This is a genomic window from Stomatobaculum sp. F0698, assembly GCF_030644385.1.
Taxonomy (GTDB): domain Bacteria; phylum Bacillota; class Clostridia; order Lachnospirales; family Lachnospiraceae; genus Moryella.
Genome location: NZ_CP130060.1, coordinates 2,092,240 through 2,105,038 on the forward strand (window position 1 = coordinate 2,092,240; position 12,799 = coordinate 2,105,038).

Below are 12,799 nucleotides of genomic sequence, written 5' to 3' on the forward strand. Positions count from 1 at the left end.
GTATAGGTAAATCATGGAATCAAAAAGGCAGCAAGCCCAAGGGATTGCTGCCTTTTTAGTGCACAGAAGCGATGCGCCTCAAAGTTCCACGAGATGGAACGGGAGCATGGAGGCCGTGAGGAGCTGTGCCTCGCGAAGATGCGGAGTAAAGAGTAAAATCTGGCGGGGCGTATAACTCTCCGACAGCCAGTGAAGAACGGTGCGAAGCCGCTGTTCGTCATAGTTGGCAAAGCTGTCGTCCAGTAGGAGCGGCAGTGAGCTGTTGCCGAATTGCAACAAATCCGCGGCGGCGAGGCGCAGTGCAAAATACACCTGGTCCACGGTGCCGGCACCTGCCTGCTCAATCGGAATCAGCTTTCGCGAGGTGTTCAAAAAGATATTCAGATTCTGATCGACCGAAAGGGAATCATAGACATTTCCGGTGATACCGGAGATGAGCTGTGAAGCGGACTGATTCAGGTAGCGGCCGAAGGAATCATGAATGGTCTCCGAGAGTCTGGCCAGCGTTTCCGTTGCGATGTTGATGGCCTCTATCTCGGTATTCAGGCGGTCGTTTTCGGCAACCACATTTTTCAAGGCGGCAGTCTCGTCTTTCAGAGCGGAGAGTTGCTGTAACTGCTGTTCCAGCAACCACTGACTCTTCTGCTGGTTTGCCAGGGATTGTTCGGTTTCCGCCTGCTGTGTCTTTAAGAGGCGCAGTTTCTCTTCAATATCGTAGACGGCGGACTCACAGCGCAAAATTTCATCCTGCAGAACCAGCAGTTCGGCCGTCTTGTCCTTGGCGCTCTCGGCGAGCGCATGCGGACGTTTTCTGAGTTCACTCTCCAGCAGAAGTTCGGGGAAATGTGCCCGAACAAGTTGTTGGATGTTGCGGGTCGATTTTCGCCTTCTCCGTCCCGCGAGCAAGACCGAGAAGATTAAACAGATTCCCAAGGCAACACAGCAGACAGCCGTGACGCAGAGCAGAGCCTGGAGTTTATTGGCACTGTCCGGAACCACACGCAACATCGTAAAATAGAGTAAGAGTGCCAGCGGAAACAAAAGAAAGGCGGCAATGCTCCGGGCCCGCAGTTGTGCCCGAGAGCGCAAGGCTTTGCGTTCGTTCTGCTGCTCGGAAAGTTGAGTCTGAAAGCGAAGCAGGGACTGTCGGTTTTGAAAACCGCGCTCTTCCATGGTCTGGCGCTTGGCGGCCAAGCTTTTTACAAGCTTTTCCTTTTCGCTCTGCAGGGTTTCCTGAACACTCTGACTGTCCTGCTTGGAAGCGCTCAGACTTTGCATGGTATTCCGGTAGCCGGGAACGGAAATCTGCTCCTCCAGTCTGCGAATTTCAGAGATATTTGCCGCATAGTGCTTGGCGGCATCCGGCACAATGCGCTGTTCAAAGGCTTTGCGCTGATCGCGAAGATAGGCGGTCGCACGGTCAATGTTCAGCGTATGTTCGCCGGTCGCATTCATGTTGGCAATGTAGTTCTTCAATTCCTGCGTCATGCCGGAATCGGTCGCGCTCCTCAGCTGCCGTATGCTGACCGTGTTCATATAGGCGGTTTGACTCAGGCCGCAGAGACAGCCGCGAAGAAAGGTCTCCGGATCTTCGATCGCAAGCCCGGCACTCTCATCGATGATGGTGAGGTCCAGCGGATTCTTTCGAAAATCACGTTCGATGCGGTACAACTTCCCATCCTCTTCGAAGCGCAGGCTTCCGCCGTAGGCGCCCTCCCCGAACCAGGGTTCATAGAGTGCATAGGCGTCCGTTTTCGAGGCACGGCCGCGCGCGCGCTCCAAACCGTAGAACATGGCGCGGAGAAAAAGGTGGAGCGTTGACTTTCCGGCCTCGTTTGCACCGTAGAGGATATTCAGGCGGTCGCCGAAAACAAAGCGTCGATTCTGCAGGGCACCGAATCCGCGGATATTGAGCTCACGGATAATCATTACTTTTGCCCCCTTTCCTCTGTCGTGTGGAGCAGCGCGCTCACACCGTAATAGAGTGCTTTTTTATCGAGCGGGCTCAGATTCGGCTTATCCAGTTCCCGGATGAAGAAACCTATCATATCGGAGGAATGCTCCGCAAACAGACGCGAAAAATCATACTTGGGTTCGGAATAGTCAAAGAGCTCTGCGATGCGGAAGCGCTGACGTAGGGCATCCAAATCAAAGACCACATCCGGATCCCGGAGTCCTTTGATTTGCAGGCGATAAATATTTTGATTGCCGCGTCTTGCGAGCTCATCGCTCAGGGTCATCAGCAACTCCGCATTGGTAGAGTCCGGTGTGACGTGGACGATGAGGGAGGTGTACTGTGTTTTTGCAAGTCGCACAAAATCAAGTGAGGTGACCTGGCGGGTAATATCATTGATTTCGCCGAGGAAGTAGCCGTGCGGTCCTGTCTCCGTTAGGTCGAGCGGTTCGGGGGAACCGCACCAGGCGACTTTGCCGGGAACCGCAATCTCGGGTTTATGGATGTGTCCGAGCGCGCAATAGGAAAAGCCGGATTCCGAGAGCTCTTTGACATCGAGCGGCAGGTGTTTGGCATCTCCGCCGTGGCAGAGCAGAATGCGAATGCGCCCGTTTTCCGGGGCTTCCACACCCTCGAGGAGATTGTCTCGAATTTCCCGTGTGTGGTAGGAAAAGCCGTAGACTTCCGTGTTCAGGCGGCGGAGGTAGACCGAGCTCAAGGCCGACTCGGTGAAATAGTAGACATTTTTCGGCCAGGGAAACGAGAGCACCGCGGAGTTATCGCGAATGCGATCGTGATTGCCGGCGATGACGGCGACCGCCACATCCGGAATCGAGGCGAACAAGTAGCTGATTTCTTTGAGATCGCGCACAAGCGGCTGATGATGGAAGAGATCTCCCGCAATCAGGAGGAGATCCGCTTTTTCATCGCGCGCAGCCCGAACAATCGAAGCAAGCGCATCTTTGACAGCCTGCGCTCGCTCCGTGCTCCAAGGTTTTCCGATGTCCGGCTTCATGCCGTAATGGAGATCGCCTGTGTGGATAAACTTCATGACCTAGCTCCTTGTTGAAAAAAGCCTATGCTTACAGCTCGCAGTTTCCGACGGTGCGCGGGAAGGGCAGCACGTCACGGATGTTCTGAATGCCGGTCAGATACATGACGCAGCGCTCAAAGCCGAGACCGTAGCCCGCATGGCGGCTGCTGCCGTACTTGCGGAGGTCCAGATAGAAGCGGTAAGCTTCCTCATCCATGTTGAGTTCTTTCATGCGCGTGAGCAACTTCTCGTAGTCGTCCTCACGCTGGCTGCCGCCGATAATTTCGCCGATGCCCGGGACGAGGCAGTCCATCGCTGCGACTGTCTTGCCGTCGGGATTTAACTTCATATAGAAGGCTTTGATGTCCTTCGGGTAATCGGTGACGAAGAGCGGGCGCTTGAAAACCTGCTCGGTCAGGAAACGCTCGTGCTCGGTCTGAAGATCCGTACCCCAGGACACCTTGTAGTCAAAGTTGTCGTTGTTCTTCATCAGAATCTCGACCGCCTCCGTGTAGCTGATGTGACCGAATTCGGAATTCAGCACGTGGTTCAGGCGCTCAAGAAGGCCGGTGTCGACAAAGCGGTTCAAGAATGCCATCTCTTCCGGTGCATGCTCCAAGACATAGCGGATGATGTACTTCAGCATATCCTCTGCGAGTGCCATTGCATCGTTCAAATCCGCAAAGGAAATTTCCGGCTCTATCATCCAGAACTCGGCCGCGTGGCGGGTGGTGTTGGAGTTCTCGGCGCGGAAGGTCGGCCCGAAGGTATAAATATCACGGAAGGCCTGGGCAAAGGCTTCCCCGTTCAGCTGGCCGCTGACCGTGAGATTGGTCTCCTTGCCGAAGAAATCCTCGCGGTAGTCGACCAGGCCATCCGGGGTGCGCGGAATCTCATTCGGGTCCAGCGTGGTCACGCGGAACATTTCGCCCGCGCCTTCCGCATCACTCGAAGTGATGAGCGGCGTGTGGACATAGACAAAGTTTCTCTCCTGGAAGAAACTGTGGATGGCAAAAGCGATGACCGAGCGCACGCGGAACGCCGCCTGGAACAGATTCGTGCGGGGGCGCAGGTGCAAAATGGTGCGCAAAAATTCCGGCGAGTGGCGCTTCTTCTGAAGCGGATAATCCGGTGCGGAGTCGCCTTCCACCGAGATTTCCGTCGCCTGAATTTCGAAGGGCTGCTTTGCGTCCGGCGTCGCGACAAGGGTGCCGCGGATGATGAGCGCCGCACCGACATTGATTTTTCGAATCACCTGAAAGTTGGAGAGACTGTCGTGATAGACAATCTGCAGGGGCTCAAAAAAGCTGCCGTCGCTGACGGTCAAAAAGCCGAAGGACTTTGAGTCGCGATTCGAACGCACCCAGCCGCCCAAATCGATTTCCCGATTCAAATACGCCTCTCGATTTTCCCATATTTGTTTGACTGTTGTGAGCTTCATTCGCTTACTCCTCTCAAAGATAATAACGAGGCAAACGGCTACCGCCAATACGCCTAGTTTATAACTACTCTATTCTAACGCACTTTGTCGGAAAATAAAAGGCGGAGGCGGGGGAAATCCGCTAGGCTCGGGAAAAGGAGGCCGACGAAAGCCGGGGAAAAGCGCTGCGGTGCGGGGGCTTACAGGAGAGGACGAAGCCGAGCGAGAAGCTTTGCTTTCGTAAAAGAGGGCGTGCGGAAACGGCCGGGCGGGCCAAGCGGCGCCCCGCGCTTTTGTAAGACCTAACAAACAGTAAGGGTCGGGGAAATATGCCGAAGGATGGCAGAGACGGTCGGAAGCGGAAAGGCTCATTTCTGGATAGAATCCTTAAAATTCTGATGAATTTTGGCTTGCTTTTGTACACGTTTTCGGAAATTATGATATACTGAAACTGGCAGCAGACTATCTATGGTGGCATAGCTGTCTGAAAACAGGGCTGTGCCTGCCCGCAGAGGCAAGCGGACCGGTTTCAAAATTACATCATTGCCGTTTACATAATATAGGTTCATAAAGTAGAAATACACTTGACTGCGAGGTGAGAGCGTGATTAAAAAAGAAATGGTTGCCATGTTGCTGGCGGGTGGTCAGGGTAGCCGCTTAGGCGTCCTGACCCAGATGGTTGCAAAACCTGCGGTTTCATTCGGCGGAAAATATCGCATCATTGATTTCCCGCTGAGCAATTGTATCAATTCCGGTGTGGATACGGTGGGCGTATTGACCCAGTACCAACCTCTCCGTCTCAATGCACATATCGGAATCGGTATCCCGTGGGATCTGGATCGCGCGGTCGGCGGCGTGACGCTGCTCGCGCCCTATGAGAGTGCAAAGGGCAGTGACTGGTATTCCGGCACGGCCAATGCAATCTACCAGAACATCGAGTACATCGACTCGTATCATCCGGATTACGTCCTGATTCTCTCCGGAGACCACATCTACAAGATGGATTACGAGGTGATGCTCGATTTTCACAAGGCGAACCGCTCGGATTTAACGGTGGCGGTTATGCCCGTGCCAATCGAAGAAGCCAGCCGCTTTGGCGTCATGATCACGGACGAAACAAATCGGATTATTGATTTTGAGGAAAAGCCGAAGGAGCCCAAGAGCAATTTGGCGTCTATGGGCATCTATATTTTCTCCTGGCCGGTTTTGAAGGAAGCTCTGCTGCGACTTCGAGAGGTACCGGAGTTGGATTTTGGCAAGCACGTGATACCCTATTGCAGAGATAAGGGCAAGCGCATGTTTGCGTACGAATTTCACGGCTACTGGAAGGATGTGGGGACTCTCTCCTCTTACTGGGAAGCCAACATGGAGCTGGTGGATATTGTTCCGGAGTTCAACCTCTATGAGGAGTACTGGAGAATATTCACGAAGAGCGACTTTATTCCGCCGCAATACCTCGGTGAGCATGCGAAGATCGAGGCGAGTCTCATTGGCGAGGGCTGCGAGATTTACGGTGAAGTGCAACACTCCGTAATCGGCGCCGGTGTCGTGATTGAAGAAGGCGCAGTGGTCCGTGACTCTATCATCATGCGCGAATCGGTGATTGGCGCAGGGGCAAAGATAACAAAGTCGATTTTGGCGGAACAAGTTGTTGTCGGCAAGAATAGCGAATTGGGGGTGGGAGAATACCGGGAGAGCTGTTATGACCGGCGTGTCTACAACTCCGATCTCGTGACGGTCGGCGAGAAAACGGTGATCCCGAGTGACGTGAAAATCGGTAAGAACACGGCAATTTGGGGAGAGACCGTTGCGGCAGACTATCCGAACGGAATGCTGGAGAGCGGCGGCGCAATCATAAAGGCAGGTGGCTTAAAATGAGAGCAATAGGAATCGTATTAGCGGGCGGAAATTCGAAGCGCATGAGGGAGTTGTCCAACAAAAGAGCCATCGCAGCGATGCCGATTGCAGGAAGCTACCGGAGTATTGATTTTGTATTGAGTAATATGTCGAATTCTCACATTCAGCGCGTAGCTGTCTTCACGCAGTACAACTCGCGCTCGCTGAATGAGCACCTCAGCTCCTCGAAATGGTGGGATTTCGGACGTAAGCAGGGCGGAATGTTTGTGTTCACGCCGACCATCACCGCGACTTCCAATGACTGGTATCGCGGCACGGCGGATGCCCTGTATCAGAACCTGCAGTTCCTGAAGAATTGCCACGAACCCTATGTGGTGATTGCCTCGGGCGACTGCGTGTACAAGTTGGATTACAACAAGGTGCTTGAGTATCACATCGAGAAGAAGGCAGACATCACTGTGGTCTGCAAAGAGGCATCGGCGCTGGAGGACATCACGAGATTCGGCGTTGTGGAGACGAACGGAGACAATCGGATTACGCAATTTGATGAAAAGCCCATGGTTGCGGATTCCAGACTGATTTCCTGCGGTATTTACATTATCCGCAGAAGACAGTTGATTGAGTTCATCGAGAGATGCGCGGCCGAGGATCGCTACGACTTTGTGCGTGACATCCTGGTTCGATATAAGAATTTGAAGCGCATCTATGCCTACAAAATGGATTCCTATTGGAGTAATATCGCGAGCGTGGAGTCCTATTACAAGACAAATATGGACTTCCTGCGGCGGGATATCCGGGAGTACTTCTTCAGAAGCTATCCGGAGGTTTACACCAAAGTTGACGATTTGCCGCCCGCAAAGTACAATCCGGGTGCGGAAGTTAAAAACTCGCTCGTTTCAAGCGGTTGCATCATCAACGGGCGCGTTGAGAATTCCGTATTGTTCCGGAAAGTGTTTGTCGGCCAGAATTGCGTGATTCGAAATTGCGTGATTTTGAACGACGTCTACATTGGAAATGACACAGTGATTGAAAATTGCATCGTAGAGAGTCGGGATACGCTCCGGGCAAATACGAGCCATATCGGAACACCGGAGGAGGTAAAAATCGTTATCGAAAAGAATGAGCGGTATGTGATCTGAGTTCAGTGTCAGGGGAGCCCGGGTTGATCACCCTATCGCCATCCATATCCATGCTGTATCGGAGGAGGCGCTATGCAGATTACAGATGTTCGTATCAGAAAGATTCAGAAAGCCGGATCTATGAAGGCAGTGGCATCCATCACACTAGACAACGAGTTTGTGATTCACGACATCAAGGTGATACAGGGAGATCGGGGCCTATTCATTGCAATGCCGAGCCGTCTTTCGCGGGACGGCGGATACAGGGACATTGCGCATCCCATCAATTCGACAACGCGTGACAGAATGCAGAGAAAAATTCTGGAGCAGTACGAGACGCTTCCGGAAGACATGGTGGAGAGCGTTGAGATAATGGGCAGCGGAGAGTTTTAATTCATGGCAACAAGCTACATCGTTTTTGACTTGGAATGGAATCAAAGTTATAGAGGGAAGGTCGGGAAGCTGCCTGACCTTCCCTTTGAGATTATAGAAGTGGGCGCAGTGAAGCTGAATGAGAACCTGGAGCCGGTCTCCGAGTTCTCTCGCTTCGTGCGCCCATTCGTCTATAAAACACTGGATTATCGCGTGCGTGCACTCACAAAGATTCAAGCGAAACAGCTTCGAAGCGAAGGGCAGGACTTTGCGACTGTCATGCGGGAGTTTTTCCGCTGGTGCGGCATGGAGAAAGAGGGGGAGGAGGTCGTGTTTTGCAGTTGGGGAGACACGGACCTTATGGAATTGCAGCGCAACCTGCAATTTTTCCGCGTGCGGAATCCGTTCCCCTATCCGCTCTTCTACTATGATGTGCAAAAGCTATACGGCAGGTGTTTTCCGGATGCGGAGAAGCGCGTCACGGCGCTTTCGAACGCGGTCGAAGCCCTGGGGCTCAAAGAACAGGGGGCCTTTCACCGGGCCATTGAGGATGCCCGCTATACGGCCGCGGTTCTGGCGGCGTTGCCTTTTGACAGCCTGAAGGTATACCGATCTCTCGACTACTACCGTTTGCCGGCAAATGAGGCGGAGGAGCTGTATCTTTGTTTTCCGGATTATGCGAAGTATGTCTCCCGGGTATTTCCGGACCGCGAGACTGCCATTCAGGATAAAACAGTCACGGATATGCTCTGCTATCGCTGTAACCGCATGCTGAAAAAAAAGCTGCGCTGGTTTTCCGCAAACCAGCGCAACTATTATTGCCTTGCTCTTTGTCCGGAACACGGCTTTCTGCGCGGAAAGCTGCGTTTTCGAAAGACCGAAGGCACCAAGGTATATTGTATTAAGACAACCAAAATCGTAAATGCCGAGGCGACGGAGCGCCTCGGCAAGATGAAGCAGGTTCTCAGTGAAAAGCAGAGTCTGCAGAGACATCGGCAGCAGCTCCGCAAAAAAAGTTAACGCCGTCTCGAGAAGAAACGTGAGAAGAAGCCCTTTCTTCGACCGCGCCGCGAGAGGGAACTGTCTCCCAAATAGCGCTCCACCGAGGAGGGGCCGTTCGAAAGTTCCTTCGGCGCGTTGAAGGCCTCGCGCTCGGCGACACGATTCATGCTGCGCGAAAAGGCGAGTTCCGCCGCTCTCTGCCGCTTTCTGCGCCGATGCAGGAAGAACAGAAGAAGCAGGAAGATAAGGACGCCCGCGGCGATTGCCGCAATCAGTCTGCGCGGCAGGCTTGTGATGCGGTAGCGCAGTCTGCGCAGCGCCTTCGCATTGGAAGAGGTCGAAACCTGGTTGTTTGATTCCGGTGCCGCGGCACAGAGCCAAACCGAACCCACGGTGCGATCGCCGTAGAGATAGCGGATTTGGGCGACGGCATCTGCGGGGGCATCCGCCGGGAGCTCATAACTCAGGGTACTTGTGGTGTCCGAGAGCTGGGCCGTTCGCGGCAAGACGATGGTTTTGCCACCCGAGAGCGAAAGCAAGGTGTTGTGCCGTCCGACAAGGTCCAAATCCGTCTGCGGCTTTTCATAGCGATTGTCACTTCCCTCCGGGCTTACGGCTTTGAAATTGGAGAAGCCGAAGTCCAGGAGTTTTTTTGTGTCGCTGTAATGGGTCAGGTGACCGTTTAAGACAACGGTGATGAGGCGCAAATTGTCGCGCTCCGCACAGGTGACCAAGGTATTGCCGGCGGTCATGGTATAACCTGTCTTGCCGCCGATGATACCGGGATAATAGAGCCCCGAACTCTTCTTTAACATCTTGTGTCCGGCATAGATGGTAAAAGGCTCTGCGTTTGCGCTGTTCGGCGGAAGCTCATAGTAGGTGGTCGAGTCGAATTCCAAGAAAGTCGGATTCTTAAATGCTGCCATCGCAATCAGAGAATAATCATAGGCGGTGGTGTAGTGATTTTCGTCGTTCAGGCCCGAAGGATTGGTGAAGTGGGATTCCTTACAGCCGAGGGAAGCCGCTTTTTCGTTCATGAGTGCGGCAAAGGCCTCTCTGCTCCCCGCGCAGTGTTCTGCGAGCGCATTGGCGACTTCGTTTGCGGAGCGAAGCAGGAGGGCGTAGAGGGCTTCGCGGACCGTAATCCGGTCGCCGACACCGTAGCCCGCACTTGTGGAACCGTTCTCGACATTGTGGACGGCATCATACGAAAAGGTGATGGTGTCGTCTAAATTGCAGCGCTCGATGACAATGAGCGCGGTCAGAATTTTGGTGATACTCGCGGGGTAATAGCGCTCGTGAATGTTTTTCCCATAGAGCACACAGCCGGAAGAGGCATCCACCAAGATACCGCCTTCCGCATCAATCAAAACATCCTGCGGCCAGGCCGGTGCGGCAAAACTCTCAAGCGTCGGGAGGGTGGAATAGAAAACGCAAAGTGCAAGAAGCAGCGCGACTGCGGTTTGTTTCGCGCGAACAAATAATCGATTCAATCAGACCTCCTCTCTGTTCGAAACAGGATGGTGGCAAAAAAGGAAAATGCCATCTCAGCGTTTGCGCGGGATGGCATTTTGAACATGCAAACTTGGCTCAGCGGGTGCTGCTCGTACTGCTTTTTGCGGAGCTGCTCTGCGCCTTTTGCGCGCTGGTTTCGTCTGCCGCGGTGGTTCCGGAGGCAGTGCTGCCGAGCGCGGGCTCGGTCTCTGCGGCATCGGTCTGCGAACTGCTTCTCGTCGCGGAGGCATTGCCGCGCTCAGCCGGATTCACTTCGGAAGCGGTCACGTACTGGGTTGCGACGTATGCCTGCGTGCCGTTATAGTTGATGATGGTCCACTGGTCGTTATAGGATCCGACATAATCGAGTACGGTTCCCGCGGGCAGCGTAGTGAGCAGCTTACCGCTCGTGGACGGGGTCTCACGTACGTTCAGGGAAGAACTTGTGGTGTACACCGTAATCGCGGAAGGAGCGACCGCACTGGTCTCCGCCTCTGTCGTGAGCGCCGCTTCCGCACTGCTCTCGCTGCTCTCGACACTTGCGTTGACGGTTTGATCTGCCGCTTTGCGGTGGGAAGCAAAGCTGCGAACAAGGAAGATGAGGAGCAAGATGACGACGAGCGGAACTCCGATTTTTACATAGGGCGGCAGATTGTCCAGAGAGATACCGCCGGTGGCTCTTCTTCTGACCGGTCGCCTGGCGGCGGATCTGCGCCGCGCCGAGGACTGGTTTTCCAGCATCTGTCGATAGGCGTAGACGGCCTGACTCAACAGATCGTAGGATTCGCTCGCCAAGGCGGGATCGTTTTGTCCCTCGGACAGCGCGCGTTCACCGAGCATGGAAATCTTCAGAAAGCCCGCAAAGACTTCTTTGGAAATAACGCCTTCGCGGTAGAGATTATCGAGCATATCGGTGAGATCCCCGTCCGGGAGATTATTCCGTCTGCACAGACTCCGAACCAAAGTGTCGAGGGTCTTGCGTGAACATATCATTGCCTCCGCATAGTTGGCGTGAGAAAGCAGGCTCTCGGTGGTGCTGCGACCTTCCTCTATGAGTTCTTGAATCGTTTTTCTCTCTGCTGCCATGACGGCCTCCTTTTATAGACTCTTTTATATTATACAGGAAAAACAAGAGCTTTGCACCCTATTTGCGCGAGAGATGGTATGATAGAGAGCGAACAGGCTTTGTAAAAGCGTTTGCGAAAACAGAGGAGAATGAAGATGAAGCGTGAAATCGAAGCGTTGTTGCAACTGATTCAGGAGAGCCCCACCGCATTTCAGGCGGTTGCGGTCCTTAAGAAGCGTCTCAAAGAGGCGGGGTATACGGAGCTGAGAGAGGCGGAGAGCTGGAAACTCAGTGCGGGCGGAAAGTACTTTACGACGAGAAACGACTCGGCCCTGATGGCCTTTCGTCTGCCGAAGGGGAAGACAGACAGCTTCCAGATTATTGCGAGCCACAGCGACTCCCCTTCCTTTAAAATCAAGGAAAATCCGGACATGGAGGTTGAGGGACACTATGTCAAGCTGAACGTGGAGCGCTACGGAGGTATGCTCTGCGCGCCCTGGTTTGACCGTCCGCTCTCGGTTGCGGGACGTATCGCGGTGCGGCGCGGCGCGGAAATTCGGACCGAGCTCGTCTGCATCGACCGCGATCTTTTGATGATTCCGAATCTCGCGATTCACATGAACCGGGAGGCAAACAAGGGCTATGAGTACAATGCGCAGCGCGATATGTTGCCGCTCTGGAGAGACGGAAATTCCGACAAGAAGTTCATGAGCTGCGTTGCCGAGGCGGCGGGCGTCCGGACGGAAGATATCGTCGGATCGGATCTCTTCCTCTACAACCGCATGCCGGGCACGGTCTGGGGTGAGGGAGACTGCTACTTCTCCGCGCCGCGTCTTGACGATTTGGAGTGCGCCGCGGCCTCGCTGGAAGGCTTCCTTCAGGCGAAGGAGAGCAAGGGAACGCCGGTGTTTGCGCTCTTCGACAATGAGGAAGTGGGAAGCAGCACGAAGCAGGGAGCGGCATCTACCTTCCTCGCGGATGTGTTACAGCGCATCTTCCTCGAGCGGGGGGAGGATCGCGCGGCCTATCTCCGCGCAATTGCAAACAGTTTCATGATTTCCGCGGACAATGCGCATGCGGTACATCCGAACTATGCGGATAAGAGCGATCCGAGCAATCGCGTCTACATGAACGGCGGGATTGTCGTGAAGCACAGCGCAAACCAGCTTTACACGACGGATGCGCTCAGCGATGCGGTGTTCCGCTATCTCGCGTCCGAGGCCGGCGTGAAGTTGCAGCACTTCCACAACCGCTCGGATGTCACCGGCGGTTCCACGCTCGGAAATCTCTCGGGCAACCAGGTAGCTCTGTCCACGGTCGACATCGGCCTCGCGCAACTTGCGATGCACTCGCCCTATGAGACGGCGGGCTGCTCGGACTATCTGGATTTCATCCGGCTCGCAACGCGCTTCTACGGCTTGCGCACCGAGGCGAGAGACGGAGGCTTTGCCTTCTCAGACTAAATAGATTGGAGATAGAATCA

At 54.2% G+C, this 12,799-nt stretch carries 10 protein-coding genes; 5 read left to right on the forward strand and 5 right to left on the reverse strand.

Features of this window, described 5'->3' with window-relative positions; translation table 11 throughout:
• Positions 1–78: 78 nt before the first annotated feature.
• From QU660_RS09480 to asnS, 3 genes are read right to left on the reverse strand one after another with little or no spacing between them, the layout of a single operon-like run.
• Positions 79–1,929 (reverse strand): ATP-binding protein, encoded by a 1,851-nt coding sequence (locus QU660_RS09480; protein WP_304946255.1) that lies wholly within the window; start codon positions 1,927–1,929, stop codon positions 79–81.
• Positions 1,929–3,005 carry a metallophosphoesterase family protein gene (locus QU660_RS09485; protein WP_304946256.1) on the reverse strand — a complete coding sequence of 359 codons (1,077 nt, stop codon included), beginning with the start codon at positions 3,003–3,005 and terminating at the stop codon, positions 1,929–1,931. Before QU660_RS09485 ends, QU660_RS09480 begins: the two co-directional genes overlap by 1 nt.
• 31 nt (positions 3,006–3,036) lie before the next feature.
• Positions 3,037–4,428: an asparagine--tRNA ligase gene (gene asnS, locus QU660_RS09490; protein ID WP_304946257.1), complete on the reverse strand. Its 1,392-nt coding sequence runs from the start codon at positions 4,426–4,428 to the stop codon at positions 3,037–3,039.
• Positions 4,429–5,010: 582 nt separating this feature from the next.
• Here asnS and QU660_RS09495 point away from each other — a divergent pair.
• From QU660_RS09495 to QU660_RS09510, 4 genes are all read left to right on the forward strand, one after another.
• Positions 5,011–6,285, forward strand: coding sequence for a glucose-1-phosphate adenylyltransferase (locus QU660_RS09495; protein ID WP_304946258.1), 1,275 nt, complete (start codon positions 5,011–5,013; stop codon positions 6,283–6,285).
• Positions 6,282–7,403: a glucose-1-phosphate adenylyltransferase subunit GlgD gene (glgD, locus tag QU660_RS09500; protein WP_304946259.1), complete on the forward strand. Its 1,122-nt coding sequence runs from the start codon at positions 6,282–6,284 to the stop codon at positions 7,401–7,403. Before QU660_RS09495 ends, glgD begins: the two co-directional genes overlap by 4 nt.
• Before the next feature lie 72 nt (positions 7,404–7,475).
• A complete protein-coding gene (spoVG, locus tag QU660_RS09505) occupies positions 7,476–7,775 on the forward strand; it encodes a septation regulator SpoVG (protein WP_304946260.1) in 300 nt (99 codons plus the stop codon).
• Between the two features lie 3 nt (positions 7,776–7,778).
• Positions 7,779–8,774 (forward strand): 3'-5' exonuclease, encoded by a 996-nt coding sequence (locus QU660_RS09510; protein WP_304946261.1) that lies wholly within the window; start codon positions 7,779–7,781, stop codon positions 8,772–8,774.
• On the opposite strand, the gene QU660_RS09515 is transcribed toward QU660_RS09510, so the two are convergent.
• Positions 8,771–10,249 (reverse strand): D-alanyl-D-alanine carboxypeptidase family protein, encoded by a 1,479-nt coding sequence (locus QU660_RS09515; protein ID WP_304946262.1) that lies wholly within the window; start codon positions 10,247–10,249, stop codon positions 8,771–8,773. The two genes, QU660_RS09510 and QU660_RS09515, sit on opposite strands and share 4 nt — an antisense overlap.
• A 97-nt stretch (positions 10,250–10,346) precedes the next feature.
• A complete protein-coding gene (locus QU660_RS09520; RefSeq protein WP_304946263.1) occupies positions 10,347–11,336 on the reverse strand; it encodes an SH3 domain-containing protein in 990 nt (329 codons plus the stop codon).
• 135 nt (positions 11,337–11,471) lie between these two features.
• On the opposite strand from QU660_RS09520, the gene QU660_RS09525 reads away from it, so the two are divergent.
• Positions 11,472–12,779: a M18 family aminopeptidase gene (locus tag QU660_RS09525; protein WP_304946264.1), complete on the forward strand. Its 1,308-nt coding sequence runs from the start codon at positions 11,472–11,474 to the stop codon at positions 12,777–12,779.
• Positions 12,780–12,799: the final 20 nt, after the last annotated feature.

Coding starts and splice junctions, on each gene's coding strand:
- spoVG (WP_304946260.1), top strand. CDS start 7,476: ATGCAGATTACAGATGTTCGTATCAGAAAGATTCAGAAAGCCGGATCT.
- asnS (WP_304946257.1), bottom strand. CDS start 4,428: ATGAAGCTCACAACAGTCAAACAAATATGGGAAAATCGAGAGGCGTAT.
- QU660_RS09525 (WP_304946264.1), top strand. CDS start 11,472: ATGAAGCGTGAAATCGAAGCGTTGTTGCAACTGATTCAGGAGAGCCCC.
- QU660_RS09510 (WP_304946261.1), top strand. CDS start 7,779: ATGGCAACAAGCTACATCGTTTTTGACTTGGAATGGAATCAAAGTTAT.
- QU660_RS09480 (WP_304946255.1), bottom strand. CDS start 1,929: ATGATTATCCGTGAGCTCAATATCCGCGGATTCGGTGCCCTGCAGAAT.
- QU660_RS09520 (WP_304946263.1), bottom strand. CDS start 11,336: ATGGCAGCAGAGAGAAAAACGATTCAAGAACTCATAGAGGAAGGTCGC.
- QU660_RS09485 (WP_304946256.1), bottom strand. CDS start 3,005: ATGAAGTTTATCCACACAGGCGATCTCCATTACGGCATGAAGCCGGAC.
- glgD (WP_304946259.1), top strand. CDS start 6,282: ATGAGAGCAATAGGAATCGTATTAGCGGGCGGAAATTCGAAGCGCATG.